The organism is Streptomyces sp. NPDC005494 (genome assembly GCF_042872025.1).
Taxonomy (GTDB): domain Bacteria; phylum Actinomycetota; class Actinomycetes; order Streptomycetales; family Streptomycetaceae; genus Streptomyces.
In genome coordinates, this window is the sequence record NZ_JBIAJR010000001.1 from 136,688 (window position 1) to 160,147 (window position 23,460).

Below are 23,460 nucleotides of genomic sequence, written 5' to 3' on the forward strand. Positions count from 1 at the left end.
CCTTCGAGCGTGACAACCCGCCTCCGAGACCCGCCGCGGTGCGGTGCATCACTTAGGTGAACCTAAGTTGACCTGCGGAAATGTCGATCACCGCGCTGCCCCCGCAGGTCGGGGCCCTGGGGGGGCGCGGGCGCCGCCGCCCGTGCGCGCGACGGGGCCGGCCCCGGGAGAAGATCCACCGGGGGCCGGTCGTGGGCGCGCCGCGGGGGTCAGCCCGCCGCGAGGCCGGCCGGACGGACACCCCGGCCGCGCGCCCGCTTCCCGCTGTCCCGGAGGGTGCCCTCCTGCGGGACAGCCGCGGTCTCCCGCCTAGACTTGCCCGCCATGAGCAGCGAGCCCGTCGTACAGGCCAGGGGCCTTGTCAAGCGGTACGGCAAGAAGACGGCGGTGAACGGCCTCGATCTGAAGGTCGCGGCGGGCGCGGTGACCGCGGTCCTCGGCCCCAACGGAGCCGGCAAGACCACCACGATCGAGACCTTCGAGGGCTACCGCCGGCCCGACGGGGGCACCGTACGGGTCCTCGGCCTGGACCCCGTCGCCGACGCCGCCCGGCTCCGCCCGCGCATCGGCGTCATGCTCCAGTCCGGCGGTGTGTACTCCGGCGCACGCGCCGAGGAGATGCTGCGCCACATGGCGAAGCTGCACGCCCATCCGCTGGACGTCGGGGCGCTCGTCGAGCGCCTCGGGCTCGGCAGCTGCGGCCGGACCACCTACCGCAGGCTCTCCGGCGGGCAGCAGCAGCGCCTGGCCCTGGCCATGGCCGTCGTCGGCCGCCCCGAGCTGGTCTTCCTCGACGAGCCCACGGCGGGCCTCGACCCGCAGGCCAGGCGCTCCACCTGGGACCTGGTCCGTGAGCTGCGGGCCGACGGCGTGTCGGTCGTGCTCACCACCCACTTCATGGACGAGGCGGAGGAACTCGCCGACGACGTGGCCGTCATCGACGCCGGCCGGGTCATCGCCCAGGGCAGCCCCGAGCAGTTGTGCCGGGGCGGCGCCGAGAACACCCTGCGCTTCACCGGCCGCCCCGGCCTGGACCTCGGTTCGCTGCTGAAGGCGCTGCCCGACGGCAGCGAGGCGGCGGAGCTCACCAGCGGCGCGTACCGGATCACGGGGCAGATCGACCCGGAACTGCTGGCGACGGTCACGTCCTGGTGCGCCCAGCACGGCGTGATGCCCGACGGGATCGCGGTGGAACGCCACACCCTCGAGGACGTCTTCCTCGAACTGACCGGCAAGGAGCTGCGCGCATGAGCGCCGGTACGTACACCCCCCGGCCGGGCGCCGCCCCGCTGCCCCGCATGATCGCCGCGCAGGCCGCGCTGGAGACGCGGATGCTCCTGCGCAACGGCGAACAGCTGCTGCTGACGGTGGTCATCCCCACGCTGCTGCTCGTGCTGTTCAGCGCGGTCGACATCGTGGACACGGGCGCGGGCAAGCCCGTCGACTTCCTGACGCCCGGCGTCCTCGCGCTCGCCGTGATGTCCACGGCCTTCACGGGCCAGGCGATCGCCACCGGCTTCGAACGGCGCTACGGGGTACTCAAGCGGCTGGGCGCCTCACCGCTGCCCCGCTGGGGCCTGATGGCCGCGAAGACACTCTCGGTGCTGGTCACCGAGGTGCTCCAGATCGTCCTGCTGACGGTGATCGCCTTCGCGCTGGGCTGGTCACCCGAGGGCAGTCCGTTCGCCGTCCTGCTGCTCCTGGTGCTGGGCACCGTCGCCTTCTCCGGGCTCGGGCTGCTGATGGCGGGCACGCTGAAGGCCGAGGCCACCCTGGCGGCGGCCAACCTCGTCTTCCTGCTGCTGCTGGTCGGCGGAGGGGTCGTGGTACCTCTGGACAAGTTCCCGGACGCGGCGCAGTCCGTCCTGGGCCTGCTTCCGATCGCCGCCCTCTCCGACGGGCTCAGGGACGTCCTCCAGCACGGCGCCGCGATGCCCTGGGGCGACGTGGCGATCCTCACGGGCTGGGCCGTGCTGGGGCTGGGAGCCGCGGCGAAGTTCTTCCGCTGGGAGTGAGCGGGCGCGGGTGACGCCCCGCCGCCCCGCGTGACCGCCGCGCGGGGACAGTCCCCCGGATGAGCTGGGACATCGGCGGTGCGACCGCCGGTGTCCCAGCTCATCCGGGAATGGCCACCCCTCGTGAAAACATGCACAAGCCGTTGCCTACGATGGTGCGCGTGGAAACCCCCCTCTCCTACATCGCCAAGCGCTGGACACCGTCGATGAGGACGGCCAAGCGAGCCGCGCTCTCCGCGGTCGTGATGAGCGTTTTCATCATCGTCACCGGCGGCGCTGTCCGGCTGACCGGTTCCGGTCTGGGCTGCGACACCTGGCCCAAGTGCACCGACGACAGCCTCTTCGCCACGCCCGAGCAGGGCCTGCACGGGGCCATCGAGTTCGGCAACCGGATGCTGACGTACGTCCTGTCGGCCGCGGTCGGCTGGGCGATCATCGCGACGCGCTCCCTGAAGCCCCGGCGGCGCGGCCTGACGCGGATCGCCTGGCTCCAGTTCTGGATCGTGATGGGGAACGCCGTCATCGGCGGGATCACGGTCTGGGCGGGCCTCAACCCGTGGTCGGTCGCCGGGCACTTCATGCTGGCCAACGGCCTGCTCACCGTGGCCGTCCTCACCTGGGTACGGATCGGCGAGGGCGACGGAGCACCGCGCCCGCGCGCCCCTCTTCCCGTACGCCGGCTGGCCTGGGCCCTCGTCGCCACCACGGTCGTCCTGATCGCCCTCGGCACCACCGTGACCGGCTCCGGCAAGCACGCCGGGGACAGCAGCGACGTACCGCGCATGCCGTGGGACTGGAGCGCCGCGGCGCACGTGCACGCGATCGCCGCCTGGGTCGTCTGCGCCCTGGCCCTCGCGATGTGGTTCGCGCTGCGTGTCGTCGACGCCCCCGTCGACACCCGGGCGCGCGCCCGCGACCTGCTGATCGTGCTCGTGGCGCAGGGAGGGATCGGCTACGTCCAGTACTTCAACGACGTGCCGGAGATCCTGGTCGGCCTGCACATGCTCGGCTCGTCCCTGATGTGGATCGCGGTGCTGCGTCTGCTGCTCTCGATGCGCGAGCGTCCGGCGGCCGAGGCCTCCGTACCCGCCCCGGCCTCCGGACAGCAGCAGGAGCCCGCGCCGGCTGTCTGACCCGGTACGCGCGACGGCCTCGGCCCCCCACCCTTCCGGGTGGGGGGCCGAGGCCGTCGTGTGCCTGTGCGAGGGCTCAGCCGTTGGAGGGGCCGCCGACCTGGATCCCGGCCATACGGGACCACTCGTACGGGCCGGTGCGGACCTTGGCGGCGAACTCTCCGTCGAAGTCCTCGTGCATCGTGATGCCGGCCTTCCGCACGGCGCTCTCGGCGACGGCGTAGGAGGGCGCCACCAGATCGCCCCAGCCGCCGTCCTCGCCGACCAGCACGATGCGGGTGCCCGACTGACCGATGTAGGCGAGCTGCCCCTCGGCACCGCCGTGCGCGGCGGCGAACGCGCCGATCTGCTTGGCGAGCTTCGCCGCCCTGCGCTCCGCGCGGGCCGCGTGCCTGCTGTCGTCCGTCTGCTGGGTCTGAGCCTCTGCCGTCTCTGCCATGGACAGGATGCTACCGACGGGTAGAACAACGGGCGACGGGCGGGGGGCGTGGCGTGGGCCACGTCCCCCGCCCGTCGGCGGAGCCTCTGTGCGTGCGGACTACCTCAGGAAGGGGTCCACCGCGACGGCGACGAAGAGGAGCGACACGTAGGTGATCGACCAGTGGAACAGCCGCATCTCCTTGAGCTTGGCGCCGGTGACCCCGGCCTTCGCCCGGTTCTGGAGGCCGTGCGCCTCCCAGAGCCAGAAACCACCGGTCAGCAGCGCCACCAGCGTGTAGAACCAGCCGGTGTAGCCCAGCGGGGTCAGCAGGAGCGAGACCGCGACCATCACCCAGCTGTAGACCACGATCTGGCGGGCCACCACCCGATTGGACGCCACGACCGGGAGCATCGGGACGCCGACCCGGGCGTAGTCCTCCTTGACCTTCATCGACAGCGGCCAGTAGTGCGGCGGCGTCCAGAAGAAGATGACGGCGAAAAGAATGACCGCGGCCCAGCTCATCGAATTGGTCACGGCGGACCAGCCGATGAGTACGGGCATGCAGCCGGCGATTCCGCCCCAGACGATGTTCTGCGAGGTGCGGCGCTTCAGCAGCATCGTGTAGATGACGACGTAGAACAGAAGTGCGCCCAGCGCGAGCGCCGCCGAGAGCCAGTTGACGAGCAGCCCGAACCAGACCGTGGAAATCACGCCGAGCGCGATTCCGAAGGCCAGGCACTCACGCGGGCTCACCATGCCGGTGACGAGAGGCCGCTGCGACGTGCGGTCCATCAGCGCGTCGATGTCACGGTCGATATACATGTTGAGCGCATTGGCACCGCCCGCGGAGAGATATCCGCCGATGGTGGTGGTGACCACGAGCCAAAGATCGGGCACGCCCTGAGCGGCCAGGAACATCACCGGAACGGTGGTGATCAGCAGCAACTCGATGATGCGCGGCTTGGTAAGAGCCACGAATGCCTTGACGCGGGCGCCGAACGGGCGCTGGCCCGCCGGGCTCGGAGTCAAGGCGACCCCTGCGGGTCGGGACTCGACGGCCGTCACGCACACCCCTGACAGAGAAATCCCAGCAAGCTCCGGGCAGGAAGGCCCGGTAAAGACTTGCGCGAACCAGACCACTGTAGACGTTGGGCGTACGCCGCCCTTCGCGGGGGTGGGCTCGTGTTGGGGTGGCGCAGAAGTGAACGGGAGCGCTCATACGGGAGGCGAAGTCCGCAGGTCGCCCGCACTGTGGAAAGGGCAGAAGTAGGGCCTTCCGTCGGGGGTAGGCTCGACAATGCCCGGTGCGGTAACCAGTCACCGGTTTACGAACAGTGGAGAGGAGCCCTGACTCAGGGTGAGCACCAAGCCGACCACCACAGACCTCCAGTGGACCGAATTGGACCAGCGGGCCGTGGACACCGTCCGCGTCCTCGCCGCGGACGCCGTACAGAAGGTCGGAAACGGCCACCCGGGTACGGCGATGAGCCTGGCTCCCGCCGCCTACACCATCTTCCAGAAGGTGATGCGGCACGACCCGTCCGACGCAGACTGGACCGGCCGGGACCGGTTCGTACTCTCCGCGGGCCACTCCAGCCTGACGCTGTACATCCAGCTCTACCTCGCCGGGTACGGCCTGGAGCTGGACGACCTCAAGGCGTTCCGCACCTGGGGCTCGAAGACCCCGGGTCACCCCGAGTACGGCCACACCACCGGTGTCGAGACGACGACGGGCCCGCTGGGCCAGGGTGTCGCCAACGCCGTGGGCATGGCGATGGCCGCCCGTTACGAGCGCGGCCTCTTCGACCCGCAGGCGGCCCCCGGCACCTCCCCGTTCGACCACATGGTCTGGGTCATCGCCGGAGACGGCTGCCTCCAGGAGGGCATCTCCGCCGAGGCGTCCTCGCTGGCCGGTCACCAGAAGCTCGGCAACCTGGTGCTGCTGTGGGACGACAACCACATCTCGATCGAGGGCGACACGGAGACCGCGGTCTCCGAGGACACCCTGAAGCGTTACGAGTCCTACGGCTGGCACGTCCAGCGCGTGGACCAGCTGCCCAGCGGCGACCTGGACCCCGAGGGTCTGTACCGTGCGCTGCAGGCCGCCAAGGCCGAGACGGAGCGCCCGTCCTTCATCGCGGCCCGCTCGATCATCGCCTGGCCCGCCCCGAACGCGCAGAACACCGAGGCCGCGCACGGCTCGGCGCTCGGCGACGACGAGATCGCGGCCACCAAGCGGGTGCTCGGTTTCGACCCGGAGAAGACCTTCGAGGTCTCCGACGAGGTCATCGCACACACCCGTGAGGCCCTGGACCGCGGCCGCGAGGCCAAGGCCGAGTGGGAGAAGTCCTTCGCCGCGTGGCGCACCGCGAACCCGGAGCGCGCCGCCGACTTCGACCGCATCGCCGCGGGCGAGCTGCCCGCGGGCTGGGAGGACCACCTCCCGGTCTTCGAGGCCGGGCACGGCGTCGCCACGCGTGCCGCCTCCGGCAAGGTCCTCCAGGCGCTCGGCGGGGTCATCCCCGAGCTGTGGGGCGGCTCTGCCGACCTGGCCGGCTCGAACAACACCACGATCGACAAGACCTCGTCGTTCCTCCCCGTCGGCAACCCGCTGCCCGAGGCCGACCCGTACGGCCGGACGATCCACTTCGGCATCCGCGAGCACTCCATGGCCGCGGCCATGAACGGCATCGCGCTGCACGGCAACACCCGCATCTACGGCGGCACCTTCCTGGTGTTCTCCGACTACATGCGCAACGCCGTCCGACTGTCGGCCCTGATGCACCTGCCGGTCACCTACGTCTGGACGCACGACTCGATCGGCCTCGGGGAGGACGGCCCGACGCACCAGCCGGTCGAGCACCTCGCCTCGCTGCGCGCCATCCCGGGCCTCAACGTCGTCCGTCCGGGCGATGCCAACGAGACGGCCATCGCCTGGCGCGAGATCCTCAAGCGCGGCAAGAAGGACTTCGGCAAGAGCGCTCCGCACGGTCTGGCGCTCACCCGCCAGGGCGTTCCCACCTACCCGGCGAACGAGGACGCGGCCAAGGGCGGCTACGTGCTCTTCGACGCCGAGGGCGGCGAGCCGAAGGCCGTTCTCATCGCCACCGGTTCCGAGGTCCAGCTGGCCGTCGAGGCCCGCGACGAGCTCCAGGCGGCCGGCGTTCCGACCCGTGTGGTCTCGATGCCGTGTGTCGAGTGGTTCGAGGAGCAGGACCAGGCGTACAAGGACAGCGTGCTGCCGCCCTCGGTGAAGGCCAGGGTCGCCGTGGAGGCGGGCATCGGCCTGACCTGGTACCGGTACGTGGGCGACGCGGGCCGGATCGTCTCGCTGGAGCACTTCGGTGCCTCCGCCGACGCCAAGGTCCTCTTCCGCGAGTTCGGCTTCACCGCCGCACACGTCGCGGAAGCCGCCCGGGAATCTCTCGCCGCCGCTGCGCGCTGACGCGGACATACGACAAGTAGGAGATGCAATTCTCATGACAGACGCACTCAAGCGCCTCTCCGACGAGGGCGTGGCGATCTGGCTCGACGACCTGTCCCGCACTCGGATCACCTCCGGCAATCTCGCCGAGCTGATCGACCAGAGTCACGTCGTGGGTGTCACGACCAACCCGTCGATCTTCCAGAAGGCGATCTCGCAGGGCCACGGTTACGACCAGCAGCTCACGGACCTCGCCACCCGCAAGGTCACGGTCGACGAGGCCATCCGCATGATCACGACGGCGGACGTCCGTGACGCCGCCGACATCCTGCGCCCGGTCTTCGACGCCACCGACGGCCAGGACGGCCGGGTCTCCATCGAGGTCGACCCGCGCCTGGCCCACCACACCGCGGCCACCGTCGCCGAGGCCAAGCAGCTGGCCTGGCTGGTGGACCGGCCGAACACGCTCATCAAGATCCCGGCGACCAAGGCCGGCCTGCCGGCGATCACCGAGGTCATCGGCAAGGGCATCAGCGTCAACGTCACGCTGATCTTCTCGCTGGAGCGCTACCGCGAGGTCATGGACGCCTACCTGGCGGGCCTGGAGAAGGCGAAGGCCGCCGGCCTCGACCTCTCCAAGATCCACTCGGTGGCCTCCTTCTTCGTGTCCCGCGTGGACACCGAGATCGACAAGCGCCTGGACGCCATCGGCAGCGACGCGGCGAAGGCCGCCAAGGGCAAGTCCGCCCTGGCCAACGCCCGCCTCGCGTACGAGGCGTACGAGGAGGTCTTCGGCGGCGACCGCTGGGCCGCTCTGGACAAGGCGCAGGCCAACAAGCAGCGCCCGCTGTGGGCCTCCACCGGCGTCAAGGACCCGTCCCTCAAGGACACCCTGTACGTCGACGACCTCGTCGCCCCCAACACGGTGAACACCATGCCGGAGGCGACGCTGGAAGCCGTGGCCGACCACGGCGAGATCTCCGGCAACACCGTTGCCGGACGTTACGACCAGGCCCGTGCCGACCTCGCCGCGATCAAGGACCTCGGGGTCAGCTACGACGCCGTCGTCCAGCTGCTGGAGGACGAGGGCGTCGAGAAGTTCGAGGCCGCCTGGATCGACCTGCTCAACTCGACCGAGGCCGAGCTCAAGCGCCTCGCTCCTTCGGAGGGCTGACCACCTTGTCTGGTGTTCCCGGAGCCAACCCGCTCCGTGACGCCCAGGACCGACGGCTCCCGCGTATCGCGGGGCCGTCGGGCCTGGTGATCTTTGGCGTCACGGGCGATTTGTCCCGTAAAAAGCTGATGCCCGCCGTCTATGACCTGGCCAATCGCGGCCTGCTGCCGCCGGGCTTCTCGCTCATCGGCTTCGCGCGCCGCGACTGGGAGGACGAGGACTTCGCCCAGGTCGTCCACGACGCCGTCAAGGAGCACGCCCGGACCCCCTTCCGCGAGGAGGTCTGGCAGCAGCTCAGCCAGGGCATGCGTTTCGTCCAGGGCAACTTCGACGACGACGAGGCCTTCGACACCCTCAAGAACACGATCGAGGAGCTCGACAAGGCACAGGGAACGGGCGGCAACTTCGCCTTCTACCTCTCCGTGCCGCCGAAGTTCTTCCCCAAGGTCGTCCAGCAGCTCAAGAAGCACGGGCTGGCCGACCAGAAGGAAGGCTCCTGGCGCCGGGCCGTCATCGAGAAGCCGTTCGGCCACGACCTGGCGAGCGCGCAGGAGCTGAACCAGCTCGTGCACGACGTCTTCCCGCCGAACGAGGTCTTCCGCATCGACCACTACCTCGGCAAGGAGACGGTCCAGAACATCCTGGCGCTGCGCTTCGCCAACACGATGTGGGAGCCGATCTGGAACAGGTCGTACGTCGACCACGTCCAGATCACGATGGCCGAGGACATCGGCATCGGCGGCCGGGCCGGTTACTACGACGGCATCGGCGCGGCCCGTGACGTCATCCAGAACCACCTGCTCCAGCTGCTGGCGCTGACGGCGATGGAGGAGCCCGGCTCCTTCCACCCGAAGGCCCTGGTCGCCGAGAAGCTGAAGGTGCTCACGGCGGTCGAACTGCCCGAGGACCTCGGCAGCCACACGGTGCGCGGGCAGTACACGCACGCGTGGCAGGGCGGTCAGGAGGTGCCCGGCTACCTCGAGGAGGACGGCATCGACCCCAAGTCGACGACGGACACCTACGCCGCGATCAAGCTGACGATCAACAACCGCCGCTGGGCCGGGGTGCCGTTCTACCTCCGCACCGGCAAGCGCCTCGGCCGCCGGGTCACGGAGATCGCGGTCGTCTTCAAGCGCGCCCCCTACCTGCCCTTCGAGTCCGGTGCGACGGAGGAGCTCGGCGGCAACGCCCTGGTCATCCGGGTGCAGCCGGACGAAGGGGTCACGGTCCGGTTCGGCTCCAAGGTCCCCGGGACCTCCATGGAGGTACGGGACGTCACGATGGACTTCGCCTACGGCGAGTCCTTCACGGAGTCCAGCCCGGAGGCGTACGAGCGGCTCATCCTCGATGTCCTGCTCGGCGACGCCAACCTCTTCCCGCGCCACCAGGAGGTCGAGCTCTCCTGGAACATCCTCGACCCGATCGAGGAGTACTGGGACAAGCACGGCAAGCCGGCCCGGTACGCGGCCGGAACCTGGGGCCCCGCCGAGGCGGACGAGATGCTCGCACGCGACGGACGGAGCTGGCGCCGGCCATGAAGATCGATCTCACGGAAACCACGTCCAGCAAGATCAACCAGGCCCTCATCTCGGCCCGCCGTGACATCGGCTCCCCCGCCGTCGGCATGGTGCTCACCCTCGTCATCGTCACGGACGAGGAGAACGCGTACGACGCCCTCAAGGCGGCGAACGACTCCTCGCGCGAGCACCCCTCGCGGATCATCGTGGTGATCAAGAGGGCCAGCCGTTCGCCGCGGGCGCGCCGCGACGCCCGGCTCGACGCCGAGATCCGGGTCGGTTCCGACGCCGGATCGGGCGAGACCGTCGTCCTGCGTCTGCACGGCGAGCTGGCCAACCACGCCCAGTCCGTCGTCCTGCCGCTGCTGCTGCCGGACGCCCCGGTGGTGGCGTGGTGGCCCGAGGACGCACCTGCGGATCCGGCCAAGGACCCGCTGGGCGCGCTCGCCCAGCGCCGCATCACCGACACGTACTCCGCCGAGCACCCGCTCGACGAGCTGTCGGTGCGCGCGGCGACGTACCAGCCCGGGGACACCGACCTGGCCTGGACGCGCATCACGCCGTGGCGCTCCATGCTGGCGGCGGCGCTCGACCAGCAGCCCGCCCAGGTCATCTCGGCGACGGTCGAGGGCGAGTCCGACAACCCGAGCTGCGAACTGCTCGCGATGTGGCTGGCGGACCGGCTCGGCGTCCCGGTCGAGCGCACCCTCTCCGGCGGTCCCGGTCTCACGGCGGTGCGTCTGGAGACCAAGAACGGCGCGATCGTCCTGGACCGTCCCGACGGTTCCCTGGCGACGCTCTGCATGGTCGGCCAGCCGGACCGTGCGGTCGCGCTGAAGCGGCGGGAGACCGCCGAGCTCCTCGCGGAGGAGCTGCGCCGGCTGGACCCGGACAACATCTACGAGTCGACGGTGAAGTTCGGTGTGGAGCGCCTCGGCGGTCCCACGGAGGCGTCGTCCGTCGGTTCGGGTTCGAAGCGGCAGGAGCCCGCGGGCGCCGCCGCCCCGGCCGCGAAGAAGGCGGCGGTCAAGAAGGCGGCGTCGAAGTGAGTGCTCCGCAGCTCGTCGTGCACCGCGACAAGGAGCTGATGGCCCAGGCCGCGGCGGCCCGGCTGATCACGAAGATCGTGGACGCTCAGGCCGCCCGTGGCTCGGCATCGGTGGTGCTCACCGGTGGGCGCAACGGCAACGGCCTGCTGGCCGCGCTCGCGTCCTCGCCCGCGCGGGACGCGATCGACTGGTCGCGGCTCGATCTGTGGTGGGGCGACGAGCGGTTCCTGCCCGACGGTGATCCGGAACGCAATGTCACGCAGGCCCGCGAGGCCCTGCTGGACAAGGTGGAGCTGGACCCCTCACGGGTCCACGCGATGCCGGCGTCGGACGGTCCGTACGGCGGGGACGCCGACTCCGCCGCCGCGGGGTACGCGGCGGAACTCGCCGCCGCGGCGGGGCCGGAGGACCACGGGCCCGTGCCGACGTTCGACGTGCTGATGCTGGGCGTCGGCCCGGACACGCACGTCGCGTCGCTCTTCCCGGAGCTGCCCGCGGTGCGGGAGACCGAGCGCACCGTCGTCGGTGTGCACGGTGCCCCCAAGCCGCCTCCGACCCGGGTCACCCTCACGCTGCCCGCCATCCGCGCGGCGCGAGAGGTGTGGCTGCTGGCCGCGGGTGCGGACAAGGCGGAGGCGGCGGAGATCGCCCTCTCCGGCGCTGGGGAGCTCCAGGCCCCGGCCGCCGGGGCGTACGGCCGCAGCCGCACGCTGTGGCTGCTGGACGCCGCGGCGGCCTCCCGGCTGCCGCGCGCCCTGTATCCGCCGGCTTCGGCGTAGGCGGGACACGCGGAGGCCCTGCCTCGCTCTTCGGAGCGAGGCAGGGCCTCCTGCCGTCCCGGGGCCCGCCCTCCCGTTCCGCCGTTCGGGGAGGACATTGCGGGCAGACCGCCACATGGCGCCGCCTGCGCTGTACCCGCGGGAACGCCCCTCGCTAGCCTCTGCCGGGCATCTGGCATGTCGGGCCCCTGTCCGGTTGAAGAGGTACTGCGTGAGCGCCGTCGTCCGTACCGTGAGCGAGTGCACCTGGCCCGGTTTCGTCGAGTTCAGGTCCTACTTCATGTCCTGTGCCGACGCGTTCTGGGACTGGCCCGGCCAAGTCAGGGAGAAGGACTCCGTCTTCGAGTTCTGCGGCTCCAGCGACGACATGGTGGCCATCATGAACAGGCCGGAGTTCCGTGCCATGCGCAACCTGCTGCCGAACGGGACCGACGCCGTGACCGCGTTCTGCCAGATCTACGCGCTCAAGTACGTGGATCGGCTGGGCCTCTCCGGCGCGAGCGGCACCTACACCCTCAGATGCCGCCTCTGGCCACGGGTGATCGAGAACCGGGACAGCACGTGGCCCCGGCAGGACAGCGCGTTCACCCACTCCGCGACCGGCAGTTGGGACGTCCTGGAGGTCACCGTCTGCCTGTAGGGCGAGCGTCAGCCCCGCTCCGCGGGCGCGTCGGCGCAGTCGGGCCGACGCGCGGCTGTGGGGTCGAGCGCGCTGCTCACCAGTCGCAGGACGACAGGGTCGTACGGACTGCCCATGTGCCCGGTCCGGTTCCCGGGGCAGACGTCCTGGACGGTGATGTTGGTGACCGGATCTCCGGAGCGGGCGGGGCTGAGGTACTGACGCTCGTAGGGAGTGACGATCCTGTCCCGCCGGGTGACCACGGTCGTGTACCGCACACCGGGCATGGTGTCGCCGCCGGCGTCGAGCCGCCGGTTGACCGGCGAGCCAATCGTCTGGTCGGCCAGGGCCTGACCGCCGAACTCCGCTGCCGGGGCGAGGATGTGCAGCCGTCGGCCGAGAGTGGCGAGCCCCGAGACGGTGCTTCCGTGGTTGGCGGGTGCGATGCCGATCAGATGGTGGACCTTGTTGCGGGCAGGATCCCCGGGTTCGGTACCGCCCGCGAACTTCAGGTAGTAGCGCGGCAGGATGCCGCCGCCCTGGGAGTGGCCCACCAGATCGACCTGCCGGGCTCCGGTCCGGGCGAGTACCCGGTCGACGAAGCGGGCCAGTTCGACGGCGGAGCGGGGGACGGCTGCCCGGCCCTTGACCACGTCACCGCGCGGGGCTCCGAAGTTGCCGGCGAAGACGCAGTAGCCCTCGGCCCTGAGCCGGGGCGACAGAGCACTCCAGTTGCTGTACGCGTTCTCGTACGTGCCGTGCACGAGGACGACGGGCCTGGGGTGGCGCGCACCCGGTTCGCAGCTCCAGTCGTCGGCGCCGGGGGGCGGCGCGTCGGGATCGTCGGCGGAGGCGACGAAGGCGCGCTCCCAGCGGGAGTATCCGGCGTCCGCCTCCCCTGCGGAGTGGGCGGTGCGCAGGGGCCTGCCGTCCGGAGCGGAGACCGCTGCGAGGAGCAGGAGGCCGAGGAGGATCGTCACGGCCGGCCGGCGCGACCGGCGCCGGGGCCGGTGGTGTCGGTCTGCCGGATGGTCGCGGACGGTGTGACGGAGACAGGGGACCTGCATGGAGGTACCTCCCGGGTGGGGGTTTCTCACGGACGGGTTCTCACGGACGGGTTCTCACGGACGGGCTGCGCACGGACGGGCTTTTTCGCGGTGCGGACGGAACACGAGCCGACGCGGTGCGACCGCCGGGGCGTCCCCGCACCGGAGGAGCTCGGGGGCGACGCGCTTTCGGGTGACTCCATGCCCAGGGCTGTTCACGGAGAGTGAGATTGCCGGTACCGTGGCAGAGGTCGTGTGCGGGCCCTCCCGCCCGCTCCGTCATCCGACGCAACACGTCACCTCGTGCCCGGCCGCAAGGAGATGGCATGCCCGCGAACTCGGTCGTCCTCGGTGCCGGTGGTTTCATCGGCCGCTCCCTGGTGGTGGAACTCCTGCGCCGCGGCCAGGACGTCGCCGCTGCCGTGCACGGCAGCGGCGACCGGCTGACGCGATGGCTCACGGAACAGCGGGTGGACACCGGCCGGCTGACCGTCGTCCACGCCGACATCACCCGCCCCGGACTCGGTCTGCCGGAGGAGGGTCTGGAGGACGTGCGCGACGTCTACAACACGGCGGCGCGCTTCGCCTTCGGCATCGACCCCGCCGAAGCCAAGGCGGTCAACGTGGACGGCGCCGCGCATGTGATCGAGTGGGCCGCCGCCCGCCCGCACCTGCGCCGGGTGGTGCACATCAGCGGCTACCGCATGGCAGCGGCCGACGCGGACTCCCCGGACTACCGGCGGGACGGCGCCTACGAGGCCTCCAAGCGGGAGGGAGACGCGACGGCACGCACCCGGGCCCGTGAGCTGGGCGTGCCGCTGACCGTCGCCAACCCCAGCACGGTGATCGGCCCGGGACAGTACGTCGGCCTGGCGGATCTGGTCGGGGAGCTGTGGCGGGGCACTCTCCCCGCGCTGCCCGGCGGTCCTGACATCTTCCTCCCGGTCGTCGAACTCGACTACTTCGTGCGGTTCCTGGCCTCCCTTCCCGAGAACGAGGAGAGCGCGGGCAACACCTACTGGGTGCTCGACGACACCACGCCCACGCTGCCGCAGCTCGTCTCGCTGCTCGCCGGGCACATGGGCGTACGGGCTCCGCGCCGGTTCGTGCCCGTCCAGCTCCTGAAGCGGCTGCCCCGTGCCCTGACCAAGGCCGACCCCGAGACGCTCTCCTTCCTCTCCACCGACCGGTACGACACCTCGCCCGCACGCAAGTTCGCCGCTTCCTGCGACCTGGAGATGCCTCCCGTGGGCGACGCCCTGCGCGGATGGACCGACGATCTGGTGGCCGCCCGCTTCGGGCGGGTCCGGGCACCGCGCGCGCCGTACGGATTCCAGCAGGTGGGTGCGGACAGAACGTGGGTGACCGGCGACCGGGAGCGGCCGGGCTACGTCTTCCTGCACGGCCTTCCCGTCGACGCGGACTCCTGGTCCGGGGTGACCGACCGGGTGGACGACTCCTGTCTGTCCGCCGATCTGCCGGGGTTCGGGCGGTCGGCACCCGCCCGGCAGTCCCACGACGACTGGCTGGCGGCCTTCCTCGAGCCGCTCACCAGCCGGCCGGTCCTGGTCGCGCACTCCTACTCCTGCGGACCGGCCCTGCGTTACGCGCTCAGGCATCCCGGGCGGGTGGGAGCGCTGGTCCTCGTCTCCCCGGCCTTCCTCCAGCCACCCTCCTCATGGCTGACGCGCTCCCCTCTCGCCGTGCCGGTGCTGCGCCGGATGACCGCCGAGCGGCTGGCGGGATCGCTCGGGCTGCCGCATGACGGTTACCTGGAGGGTCCGGTGGCGGACCTGCGGCGTTCGGGGGCGGCAGTAAGGGTCGTCGCGGCCCTGCGCTCGGCCTACGGCCGGCGCGATGCTCTGCGGAGCGCCCTGCCGCGTGTCGAGGTGCCCGTGGAACTCGTCGTCGGAGCGCGGGACCCACTGGCCGAGCCGACCGCACTGCCGGTCACGGAGATCGCGTCGGCCGGCCACTACCCCCAGCTCACGCATCCCGACGAGGTCGCCCGCCACCTCGTCGCGGTGCGAGAGCGGGCGGCTGCCCGCTGGTGATGCGGCCACCTCCCCCTGTCCACGGCTCGGTGGCGGACCGGGCGGCGCGCCCGCCGGGAGCTCAGTCACGGGTGAAGGTCAGCACCACGTTGTGGCCGCCGAAGCCGAAGGACGTCGACAACGCCGCGGTGGCGTCGATGGTGCGAGGGGCGCCGGTCACCAGGTCCAGTTCGATGCCGTCGCCCGGCTTCTCGAGGTTGCGCACCGGGGGCACGATCGACTCCGTGAGAGCGAGCACCGTGAGGATCGCCTCCAGGGCTCCCGAGGCGCCGAGGAGGTGGCCCGTGGCGGACTTGGCGGCGGTGACCACCGGATGGTTCCCCACCGCGGTCGTCAGCGCCCGGGCCTCGGCGACGTCCCCCTGCGGCGTCCCGGTCGCGTGTGCGTTGACGTGCCCGATGTCGCCACCCGTCAGCCCCGCGTCGCGCAGGGCCTCCTCGATGGCGCGTACCTGCCCCGCGGAGTCGGGCAGCGTGATGTCGTGGGCGTCGGACGTGACACCGGCCCCGGCCAGCGCCGCGTGCACACGGGCACCGCGTGCCCGCGCGAAGTCACCGCGCTCCAGGACGACCATTCCCGCACCCTCGGACATCACGAAGCCGTCCCGCTGCCGGTCGAACGGCCGGGAGGCCTGCTCGGGGGCGTCGTTGCGCAGTGACAGCGCGCGCATCTGCGCGAAGGCGCCGAGCGACAGGGGATGGATGCAGGCGTCCGTGCCTCCGGCCACGACCACATCGGCGCGGCCCGCGCGGATGAGCAGGGCGCCGACGGCGATCGCCTCGGCACCCGAGGCGCAGGCGCTGGTAGGGGCATGGGTTCCCGCCCGCGCCCCGAGCAGCAGACTCACCACCGCGGAAGGGCCGTTGGGCATGAGCCTGGGGACGGTGTAGGGGGACACCGCGCGCTGGCCCCGCTCCCCCATCCGGTCGTGCTGGTCCAGTATGGTCAGCGCTCCGCCGATGCCGGTGCCCACGACGACGGCCAGTCGTTCGGGTTCGACCCCGGGCGGTCCCGCGTCGGACCATGCCTCCCTGGCCGCGACCAGCGCCGCCGCCTGGCTCCGGTCCAGCCGTCGCCGCTGTACGCGGTCCACCTCGGCGTAGGGGTCCTGGAGCATGGCGCCGGCGATGTGGACCGGCAGCTGTGTGACCCAGGGGGAGACGATCGGCGTGATGCCGGACCGGCCCGCCAGGAGCCCGTTCCAGGTGCCCGGGACATCGGCGCCGAGCGGGGTCGTGGCCCCCATGCCCGTCACCAGTACGTCGTTCACCGGCCCGCCGCGGCGACCCGCGGCCTCACCGTCCGTACGCCGCACGACGGCCCCTCTCGCCCGCGCCCTCGGCCGACCGTGCGCGCCTGCTGAGTCCCGCGACGGTGAGCCGTGCCACGGCGAGCATCAGATCGAGGGCGCCCGTCACCTGGGCCGGCTCCTCGTGGGCTCCCGGGCGCGTGGCGGCCTCCGTGCCCCCGAGGGTCTCCGCGCTCCGACCGGCCGTGCCGCCCCGGCCGCTCTCCTCCCCCTCGTGAAATGCATTCGCTTCCACAGTCACACACATACCAGCTCCCCATTCCTTTGCACCGCGCGTGGCTTGAAAATGCCGTAGGCCCCGGACGGGCGCACAGAATGCCACAAGGCAGAGACGAGTTACCGGCCGCAGATTCCTCTCACCGCAACCGCAACTCAAGCTAAGCGACAGCGGCCCTTCTCCACCTCGGCTATTCTGTCGAATTATCGACTCCCCCTTTTAGCGGATCCTCCCCCGCCAGGGGGGCGCAGGGGGCGCAGAATCAAACGGCGAAGAGAGCGCTTCACCCCCTTTGCGCGTAAAGTATGCCGAGCTCAGCACCATGATCAAATTCTTTCTGACTTGTCGTACTATGCCTTCGATTATTGCTTATTGCCACCATGCTCAGGAATGCTGCATAGTAAAGAAAGAGGCTGCAGAGAACAGTTCCCCGCCACCTCGGTCCCGTGCACTTCAAAAATAAAGCAATGCACAGTGAGGCCTGGGGTTCCGGCATTCCCGTTCTCATGCAAAAATCGGAAAGGGAGATTCGTGCCGCACACCAAAAGGCCTCACCCGTCCTCGGCCGAGGAACAGGTTCAAGTGGTCCGCTGGCCCCTCGAAGCGTCGAAGCTGGAGCACTTCCGGCACAAGGGTGTCCTGCGCCTCCTCGTGATCGAGAACGGGGCGACGCCACCCGTGTCGACGGACGTGCGGGAGGACTGGGTCCGGTCCCCGATCACACGGGAGGACTTCGCCGCACGCATCTCCGCGCTGCGCGCCAGGGCCTCCTCGCACGACGTGCCGGCGCTGGACCATGACGGGCTGCTCAGGTACGGCAGCCGCGTGGTGCCCGTGTCCCCGACCGAGATGTACCTGTTACGGCCCCTGGTACAGCGTTTCGGCAGCCTGGTGGCGCGTGACGAGCTGCTCACGCTCCTCAGCACGCGGGGCAGCACGGCGAGCCGGAACGCCCTGGACCTGCACGTGATGCGGATCCGGCGCCGTCTCCTTCCCCTGGGACTGCGGGTCCGCACCGCCAGCAGACGCGGTTACCTGCTGGAGGCGCTGGGCTGAGCACGGAGCCCCTGCCGGACATCGGTCCGGCAGGGGCTCCACACGTGCGTGAGGGCTTCGGCCGTACCCACGCGGTCCCGCCGAGCAGTACTCACGCCGCTCCGGCCCTCGGCGGGCCGGAGCAGCCGCAGGCGGCGGACACCAGGCCCGTCCGGTGTGCGTAGATCACGGCGTGCACCCGGTTGCGCAGGTGCAGCTTGTCGAGCAGGTTCTGCACGTGCGACTTGACGGTGCTCTCGCTCACCACCAGTTCGGCGGCCATCTCGGCGTTGCTGAGGCCGCGCGCGAGGAGTTGCAGCACTTCCCGCTCGCGCCGGGTCAGCAGATCCGCCCGTGCGCGGTCCGGGCCCGCCCCCGGGCGGGGGACCGTCACCGGCCAGGGCTCGTCGCCGCCGTCGCCGTGCCGGAGTCCGGGGGCGACGTGGACGGCGTACCCCGCCGAGACCATGTGGACGGCGGCCACCAGCTGTTCCGGTGTGGCGCTGCTCAGCACCACACCCTTGGCGCCGGCGCGCAGGGCTTCTCTCGCGGTGCCGTCGGCACCCTGGGCGGTGAGCAGGACCGCCGGCATCGAGTCCCCGTGGCGTGCGGCCAGAGCCCTGACCAGTCCGACGACGTCGAGACCGGGCGACTGGGCGTCGGCGAGCACCACGGCGGGCCCGAGACGCAGCACCTCCCGCTCGGCCTCGGTGGCGTCGGCGGCTTCACCGGCCACCTCGATGCCCTGGTCCTGGTCGAGGATGGCCCGGATGCCGGTCCGGGTGATGGCACGGTCGTCGACGAGCAGAACGCGGACAGATGCGTCGATCGGACTCTCCCTCCAGGCTGAGCGTGGAAAACGCCTTGGTGGTCGGGGCTTTCGGTGACGCCGGAGCCGGCGTCAGGCCCGGGCACTGTCGGCGCCCCGGCGTCGGGGCCGCGCGCTCTTAATGCCCCGGCGTCGGGCCCGGGCGCTCTCCGCGCCCCGGCGTCAGGCCTGGGCGCTCTCGGCGCCGGAGATCTTCAGGCCCGCGCCCCTGCCGGCGGCCCGGCCCGCACCCGGCCGTCTCGGCGTCGTCAGGACGGCGAGCGCGCCGACGGCGATGAGGCACGCACCGGTCCAGAGGGCGGGGACCATGCCGTCGGTGAACCCCTCCGGCGTGGTGAGTTCGCCGTGCGCGGTGAAGACGGAGGCCAGTACGGCGACTCCGAGTACACCGCCCAGCTCCCGCAGCGAGTTGACCGCGCCCGAGGCCATCCCCCGGTCCTGGGCGTCGACCGAGCCCATCACCAGGTTCGCGGTCGGGGAGAAGTAGAAGGTCATGCCGAGCCCGCACATGACCAGGGCCGGGATCAGGGAGACGTAGTCCACGTCCGGCGACACACGGGAGGCGATCCAGCCGAGCCCGCAGGCCTGGAAGGTCAGGCCGATCGCGACGATGGCCCGGCTGCCGATGCGGTCGGAGAGGAGTCCGACCAGCGGCGCGACGAAGATCGGTACCGCGGTCCAGGGCAGGATGCGCAGCCCCGCCTCCATCGGGGAGTAGCCGCGCGGGCCCTGGAAGAACTGGGTGAGCAGGAAGACCGAGCCGAACATGCCGGCGAACATCAGCAGCCCGGCGGCGTTCATCCCGCTGAAGGTCCGATGGCGGAACAGCCGCATCGGGAACATGGGCATGTCCGTACGGAGCTCCCAGGCGACGAACGCGACCAGGACGAGCGCGCCCCCGGCCAGCGCGGCCAGGACGAGGGGACTGGTCCAGCCGTCCGTGGGGCCCTGGATGAGGCCGAAGACGATGCCGAACAGACCGACGCCGGCCAGTACGGTCCCGATCAGGTCCAGGCGGGAGTTGGGCCCGCGGCTCTCGGCGAGCTTCCATCGGCCGAGCGGCAGCAGGACCAGCCCGATCGGCACGTTGATCCAGAAGATCCACTGCCAGGTCAGGTGCTCCACCATCACCCCGCCGACGAGCGGCCCCGTCGCGATGGCCAGCCCCTCCACGGCGCTGAGTGCGCCGAGGACGGCGCCGCGGCGGGCCGCGGGGGCCACGGCGGTGAGCAGGGTCAGGTTGAGGGGCATCAGAGCGGCGGCGCCGAGTCCTTGCAGGGCCCGGGCCGCGATGAGGGCGCCGATGCCGGGGGCGAGCGCCGCCGCGGCCGACGCGGCGGTGAAGACGCCGAGCCCCACGGCGAACATCCGCCTCCGCCCGAACCGGTCGCCCAGGGCGGCACCGGGAAGCATGAGGACGGCGTAGGTGAGGGTGTAGGCGTTGACGGTCCACTCGAGTTGCTGGATGTCGCCGCCGAGGCTCTCCCGGATCGCGGGCAGAGCGGTGATGACGACCAGGTTGTCGAGGGAGACCATGGCCACGCCCAGGCCACAGCACAGGAACGTCCACAGGACGTTCCGCTTGGAGACATGCATGATTGCCTTTTCCTGGAGGATGGGCCGCGAACCTGACACCGGCGGCGGCCTCGCGGGAGGGGAGCCGCGGGACCGCCGCCGGTGAGGCGTACGCGGTCGGTTCAGTGCGCGCCCGTGCCACGCATGACGCGGATCACCGGCGGCACCAGGGCCGCCAGTTCGAAGGGCCACCGCAGCCGGGTCCGCCAGCGCTCGCCCAGCGGCCGGGCCAGCTGGTGCACGTCCAGGCCGATCTCCTGGCGCACACGCCTGCCCGCCAGCACACGCACCGCCATGTGCGAGCTCAGTACGCCGAACGCCGTCGCGGTGTAGGCGACCTGCGGGAAGCTGTAGTCCGTGCGTGTGTGGTTGGCCCGGATCTCCGCCAGCATCTCGGCGGGGACCCTGCGCAACGGCACCGCCCGTCGCAGGAGTTCCCAGGTGTCCACCCGCTCGATGTCCTCCACGGTGATCGCCCCGCCGAAGGGTTCGCGCAGGCGCCGGTAGTCGTAGCAGCGCACGTACTGGGTTCCGGCCATGTCCCAGCCGGTGATGAGCGGCAGCCTCCGCTGGGCGGCCACGCGGTGCAGCAGGTGTTTGGCGCGCCATCCGTCGAGGGTGGTGACGTCCACCCCGTCGATGACGAGCTGGCTCGGCGCGGTGAGGCGCTGCACCGTGGACGCGGTCACCCCTTCGGTGAACACCGTGACCCGGGCGTGCGGGTTGATCGACATGATGCGTTCCGCCGCGCCGGCGGCCTTGTTCTGCTCGATGTCGGCGGCGACCGCGCTCTGGCGGTTGAGGTTGTTCAGTTCGAAGGTCCCCGGGTCCGCCACGACGAAGCGCTGCACCCCGAGCCGCGTCAACGGCTCCACGGCCGCGCCGCCGATCGACCCGCAGCCCGCCACCAGGATCGTGGCATTGCGCAGCGCCGACTGCTCGCCCGCCGACACGACGCCCGCGTTCCGGGTGACCAGTTCCTCGTAGAAGCGGCTGTGGGGTGCCGATTCCCCTTCGGCCGGCGTACGGCCCAGGTGTTCCAGGGTCATGCGGCACCTCCACGCTGGCGGGGGATCACGGGGCGGCCGTTCGCCTGCCTGCGCCCGGCGAGCCTGGCCACCATCTCGTGGTACGAGGTCAGGTCGCTGCTGCCGTCCATGTAGGAACGGACGACGTCGCGGTACCAGGGCAGGTCCTCGGGCACCGGGGCGACGAAGGGCTTGGCGAGGACGCCCTGGTGGTAGATGGGCGCCAGCGGGTCGGACGAGGGCAGGCTCGGGGAGGTGTCCTCGACGACGTGGAGGTCGAAGCCGGCCAGACGCAGGTGGCGCAGGGCCACGTGCTCCTTGGCGTCGCCGAGCACGAGGCGGATCGCGTCGTCGAGCTGGATCATCGCCTCACCCATGCCGAGCATCAGGTGCCACGGCACCCGGTCGTGCTGGATACCGAGGGGCATCGACTGGTCGCGCAGGAAGCGTTTGAGCTCGAAGACCTGGTGGGTCCCGAGCCCGGGACGCGCGTACTGTCCGAGCAGGTCGATGCCGTGGGCGGCCTCGGTCGGGAACAGGGCGCGCCGGGGCGAGTCGAGGGGCAGGCTGACGGGGTCGGCGGAGCAGCTCAGCCCGACGTAACCTCGGATCCTCCCGGTGCGCGAGCAGAGGGTCACCGTGTGGATGCTCTCCATCTGGCCCGGGCGGGGCAGCGGTTCGTGGTACGCGGCCGTCCGGTAGACGAGGTCGGCCGAGATCCAGCTGAGCCGCAGGTACTGGGCGAGCCGGAAGCCGAGGATCCCCCGGAGGTAGCGGGCGGGGATCTGGCTGTCCCGCACGGTGAGGGTGATCAGACCGCTGTGGACGTCCTCCGCGTGGTACAGCGGGGTGCCGGAGATCTCCGCCGGGAGCTGCCGGTAGCTGAGCCGTTCGTGCAGCTCGATGATGTCGGCGACGTAACGCAGGGCACGGGAGCCCGAGGGGTCCGCGGAGGTCGGGACGGTGGTGCGGGCGTGCCCGTCACCGCCCGCGCGCGGGTGTGCGGTGTTCATTCGGCGTCGTCCTCGGCGTAGAGGCTCTCGGTGATCGTGAGTGCCAGCACCTCGGGGGTGCCCTCGTAGATCCGGGTTCCGTAGGCGTCGCGGAGCATCTTCTCCACGCCGTACGAGCGGAGGTAGCCCCGGGCGCCGACGAGGGACAGCGCGGCGTCGGCGACGTCGACCGCGGCGCGGTCGGCGAACAGCTTGGCCACGGCGGGCTCGTAGGCGGGCGGGGGCAGCTGGGTGTCCACGGTGTTCGCCGCGTGCAGGTACAGCAGGCGCGCCGCGTCCACCTTCGCGGTCATGTCGGCCAGCTTCGCCGCGGTGAACTGGTGACGCCGCAGCAGTTCACCGCCCTGTACCCGTTCCCCGGCCCAGGCCACGGCCTGTTCGAGGGCGCCGCGGGCCACTCCGGTGGAGATCCCGGCGACCGCGGCGCGGGCCATGTTGCTCTGCGCCATGTTGATGGGCATGCCCTCGCCCTCGCCGCCGATCATGTTCTCGGCGGGGACCCGGACCTCGTGGAACTCCAGCTCGCTGCCCAGGCAGGCCCGGTAGCCCATCTTGTCGGCGACCGGGCCGCGTACGACGCCGGGCAGGTTCAGCGGCACGATGAAGGAGGTGAGTCCGGTGGCGCCCGGGCTGCCCTCCATGTTCGCGAACACGGAGGCGAAGGCCGCGAAGCGGGCGTTGGTGATGAACCGCTTCCTGCCGGTGAGCACGTACTGGTCGCCGTCCCGGCGCGCGGTCATGACGTTACGTGCGTGCGGCGCGTTGGCCGGGATGATCAGGTCGCACCCGGCGTCCTCCTCCGTGACGGCGTTGCAGGCGAGCACCGGTTCGTCGCCGGAGAAGAGCGGGAGGTACCGCGCCTGGAGGCGAGGGTCGCCCGAGAGGAGGAGCGGGGCCTGGCCGAGCATGGTGGCACCGAAGACCAGCGCGGTGCCGGGGCACACGGCGGCCACTTCCTCCAGGGCGGTGGCGACCCCGAGCATCCCGAGGCCGAGGCCGCCGTAGTCGGTGGGGACGGCGGCACGGGTCAGGCCGATTTCGTGGCCGCGGCGCATCACGTCCCAGTCGAAGTCCTCCGCCGGCGCCTGATCGAGCTGCTGGACCAGGGGTTTGACGGTCTCCTGCGCGAACCGCCGTGCGTCCTCCTTGAGTTGCCTCACCTCCGGGGGCAACGTGTCGAAGTTGAGCTCTGGGGAGAGGTCTGCCGGTACGTCGACGGTCAT

Annotated in this window: 21 protein-coding genes; 11 read left to right on the plus strand and 10 right to left on the minus strand. The window is 71.2% G+C overall.

The window, feature by feature from the left end:
- Nucleotides 1–324: 324 nt before the first annotated feature.
- The 3 genes from ACFYQ6_RS00680 (at nt 325) to ACFYQ6_RS00690 (ending at nt 3,148) form a co-directional block, all read left to right on the plus strand.
- Complete coding sequence (locus ACFYQ6_RS00680) at nt 325–1,251, plus strand: ABC transporter ATP-binding protein (protein ID WP_388759502.1); 927 nt, start codon at nt 325–327, stop codon at nt 1,249–1,251.
- Nucleotides 1,248–2,015 carry an ABC transporter permease gene (locus tag ACFYQ6_RS00685; RefSeq protein WP_361580225.1) on the plus strand — a complete coding sequence of 256 codons (768 nt, stop codon included), beginning with the start codon at nt 1,248–1,250 and terminating at the stop codon, nt 2,013–2,015. Before ACFYQ6_RS00680 ends, ACFYQ6_RS00685 begins: the two co-directional genes overlap by 4 nt.
- A gap of 152 nt (nt 2,016–2,167) precedes the next feature.
- Entirely contained in the window at nt 2,168–3,148 is a 981-nt protein-coding gene (locus ACFYQ6_RS00690) for a COX15/CtaA family protein (protein WP_361580223.1), read from the plus strand.
- Nucleotides 3,149–3,224: 76 nt separating this feature from the next.
- Here the strand turns inward: ACFYQ6_RS00690 and ACFYQ6_RS00695 are convergent, their stop codons facing one another.
- Nucleotides 3,225–3,587, minus strand: a complete 363-nt coding sequence (locus ACFYQ6_RS00695; RefSeq protein WP_361580221.1) for a hypothetical protein — start codon at nt 3,585–3,587, stop codon at nt 3,225–3,227.
- Between the two features lie 99 nt (nt 3,588–3,686).
- The gene (locus tag ACFYQ6_RS00700; RefSeq protein ID WP_388759506.1) at nt 3,687–4,640 is read right to left on the minus strand and encodes a heme o synthase; all 954 of its coding nucleotides are present in this window, start codon (nt 4,638–4,640) and stop codon (nt 3,687–3,689) included.
- A gap of 286 nt (nt 4,641–4,926) precedes the next feature.
- Between ACFYQ6_RS00700 and tkt the strand changes: the two genes are divergently transcribed.
- The 6 genes from tkt to ACFYQ6_RS00730 all read left to right on the plus strand — a co-directional run bounded on the left by tkt (nt 4,927) and on the right by ACFYQ6_RS00730 (nt 12,152).
- A complete protein-coding gene (gene tkt / locus ACFYQ6_RS00705; RefSeq protein WP_361580217.1) occupies nt 4,927–7,014 on the plus strand; it encodes a transketolase in 2,088 nt (695 codons plus the stop codon).
- Nucleotides 7,015–7,048: 34 nt separating this feature from the next.
- Nucleotides 7,049–8,167: a transaldolase gene (gene tal / locus ACFYQ6_RS00710; protein ID WP_388759509.1), complete on the plus strand. Its 1,119-nt coding sequence runs from the start codon at nt 7,049–7,051 to the stop codon at nt 8,165–8,167.
- Between the two features lie 5 nt (nt 8,168–8,172).
- A complete protein-coding gene (gene zwf, locus ACFYQ6_RS00715) occupies nt 8,173–9,705 on the plus strand; it encodes a glucose-6-phosphate dehydrogenase (RefSeq protein WP_388759512.1) in 1,533 nt (510 codons plus the stop codon).
- Nucleotides 9,702–10,733: a glucose-6-phosphate dehydrogenase assembly protein OpcA gene (opcA, locus tag ACFYQ6_RS00720; RefSeq protein WP_388759515.1), complete on the plus strand. Its 1,032-nt coding sequence runs from the start codon at nt 9,702–9,704 to the stop codon at nt 10,731–10,733. The genes zwf and opcA overlap by 4 nt, the downstream gene beginning before the upstream one ends.
- Complete coding sequence (gene pgl, locus ACFYQ6_RS00725) at nt 10,730–11,512, plus strand: 6-phosphogluconolactonase (RefSeq protein ID WP_388759517.1); 783 nt, start codon at nt 10,730–10,732, stop codon at nt 11,510–11,512. Before opcA ends, pgl begins: the two co-directional genes overlap by 4 nt.
- A 211-nt stretch (nt 11,513–11,723) precedes the next feature.
- The gene (locus ACFYQ6_RS00730; RefSeq protein ID WP_361580207.1) at nt 11,724–12,152 is read left to right on the plus strand and encodes a hypothetical protein; all 429 of its coding nucleotides are present in this window, start codon (nt 11,724–11,726) and stop codon (nt 12,150–12,152) included.
- A gap of 8 nt (nt 12,153–12,160) precedes the next feature.
- Here the strand turns inward: ACFYQ6_RS00730 and ACFYQ6_RS00735 are convergent, their stop codons facing one another.
- Nucleotides 12,161–13,111, minus strand: a complete 951-nt coding sequence (locus ACFYQ6_RS00735) for an esterase/lipase family protein (protein WP_388759521.1) — start codon at nt 13,109–13,111, stop codon at nt 12,161–12,163.
- Between the two features lie 392 nt (nt 13,112–13,503).
- On the opposite strand from ACFYQ6_RS00735, the gene ACFYQ6_RS00740 reads away from it, so the two are divergent.
- Nucleotides 13,504–15,231 carry an alpha/beta fold hydrolase gene (locus tag ACFYQ6_RS00740; RefSeq protein WP_388759523.1) on the plus strand — a complete coding sequence of 576 codons (1,728 nt, stop codon included), beginning with the start codon at nt 13,504–13,506 and terminating at the stop codon, nt 15,229–15,231.
- 61 nt (nt 15,232–15,292) lie between these two features.
- On the opposite strand, the gene ACFYQ6_RS00745 is transcribed toward ACFYQ6_RS00740, so the two are convergent.
- Both ACFYQ6_RS00745 and ACFYQ6_RS00750 read right to left on the minus strand, forming a co-directional pair.
- A complete protein-coding gene (locus tag ACFYQ6_RS00745) occupies nt 15,293–16,546 on the minus strand; it encodes a beta-ketoacyl-[acyl-carrier-protein] synthase family protein (protein ID WP_388759525.1) in 1,254 nt (417 codons plus the stop codon).
- The gene (locus ACFYQ6_RS00750) at nt 16,527–16,781 is read right to left on the minus strand and encodes a hypothetical protein (RefSeq protein ID WP_361580199.1); all 255 of its coding nucleotides are present in this window, start codon (nt 16,779–16,781) and stop codon (nt 16,527–16,529) included. The genes ACFYQ6_RS00745 and ACFYQ6_RS00750 overlap by 20 nt, the downstream gene beginning before the upstream one ends.
- 558 nt (nt 16,782–17,339) lie before the next feature.
- On the opposite strand from ACFYQ6_RS00750, the gene ACFYQ6_RS00755 reads away from it, so the two are divergent.
- The gene (locus ACFYQ6_RS00755; RefSeq protein WP_361580197.1) at nt 17,340–17,813 is read left to right on the plus strand and encodes a winged helix-turn-helix domain-containing protein; all 474 of its coding nucleotides are present in this window, start codon (nt 17,340–17,342) and stop codon (nt 17,811–17,813) included.
- 91 nt (nt 17,814–17,904) lie between these two features.
- On the opposite strand, the gene ACFYQ6_RS00760 is transcribed toward ACFYQ6_RS00755, so the two are convergent.
- The 5 genes from ACFYQ6_RS00760 to ACFYQ6_RS00780 all read right to left on the minus strand — a co-directional run bounded on the left by ACFYQ6_RS00760 (nt 17,905) and on the right by ACFYQ6_RS00780 (nt 23,460).
- Nucleotides 17,905–18,621: a LuxR C-terminal-related transcriptional regulator gene (locus ACFYQ6_RS00760; RefSeq protein ID WP_388760882.1), complete on the minus strand. Its 717-nt coding sequence runs from the start codon at nt 18,619–18,621 to the stop codon at nt 17,905–17,907.
- A 162-nt stretch (nt 18,622–18,783) separates the two neighbouring features.
- Nucleotides 18,784–20,217 carry an MFS transporter gene (locus ACFYQ6_RS00765; protein ID WP_361580195.1) on the minus strand — a complete coding sequence of 478 codons (1,434 nt, stop codon included), beginning with the start codon at nt 20,215–20,217 and terminating at the stop codon, nt 18,784–18,786.
- A 101-nt stretch (nt 20,218–20,318) separates the two neighbouring features.
- Nucleotides 20,319–21,245 (minus strand): ThiF family adenylyltransferase, encoded by a 927-nt coding sequence (locus ACFYQ6_RS00770; RefSeq protein WP_361580193.1) that lies wholly within the window; start codon nt 21,243–21,245, stop codon nt 20,319–20,321.
- Nucleotides 21,242–22,237, minus strand: a complete 996-nt coding sequence (locus ACFYQ6_RS00775; RefSeq protein ID WP_388759530.1) for a hypothetical protein — start codon at nt 22,235–22,237, stop codon at nt 21,242–21,244. The genes ACFYQ6_RS00770 and ACFYQ6_RS00775 overlap by 4 nt, the downstream gene beginning before the upstream one ends.
- Complete coding sequence (locus tag ACFYQ6_RS00780) at nt 22,234–23,460, minus strand: acyl-CoA dehydrogenase family protein (protein ID WP_361580189.1); 1,227 nt, start codon at nt 23,458–23,460, stop codon at nt 22,234–22,236. Before ACFYQ6_RS00780 ends, ACFYQ6_RS00775 begins: the two co-directional genes overlap by 4 nt.

Coding starts and splice junctions, on each gene's coding strand:
- ACFYQ6_RS00680 (WP_388759502.1), top strand. CDS start 325: ATGAGCAGCGAGCCCGTCGTACAGGCCAGGGGCCTTGTCAAGCGGTAC.
- ACFYQ6_RS00685 (WP_361580225.1), top strand. CDS start 1,248: ATGAGCGCCGGTACGTACACCCCCCGGCCGGGCGCCGCCCCGCTGCCC.
- ACFYQ6_RS00690 (WP_361580223.1), top strand. CDS start 2,168: ATGGTGCGCGTGGAAACCCCCCTCTCCTACATCGCCAAGCGCTGGACA.
- ACFYQ6_RS00695 (WP_361580221.1), bottom strand. CDS start 3,587: ATGGCAGAGACGGCAGAGGCTCAGACCCAGCAGACGGACGACAGCAGG.
- tal (WP_388759509.1), top strand. CDS start 7,049: ATGACAGACGCACTCAAGCGCCTCTCCGACGAGGGCGTGGCGATCTGG.
- opcA (WP_388759515.1), top strand. CDS start 9,702: ATGAAGATCGATCTCACGGAAACCACGTCCAGCAAGATCAACCAGGCC.
- ACFYQ6_RS00740 (WP_388759523.1), top strand. CDS start 13,504: ATGCCCGCGAACTCGGTCGTCCTCGGTGCCGGTGGTTTCATCGGCCGC.
- ACFYQ6_RS00765 (WP_361580195.1), bottom strand. CDS start 20,217: ATGCATGTCTCCAAGCGGAACGTCCTGTGGACGTTCCTGTGCTGTGGC.
- ACFYQ6_RS00770 (WP_361580193.1), bottom strand. CDS start 21,245: ATGACCCTGGAACACCTGGGCCGTACGCCGGCCGAAGGGGAATCGGCA.
- ACFYQ6_RS00775 (WP_388759530.1), bottom strand. CDS start 22,237: ATGAACACCGCACACCCGCGCGCGGGCGGTGACGGGCACGCCCGCACC.
- ACFYQ6_RS00780 (WP_361580189.1), bottom strand. CDS start 23,460: ATGACCGTCGACGTACCGGCAGACCTCTCCCCAGAGCTCAACTTCGAC.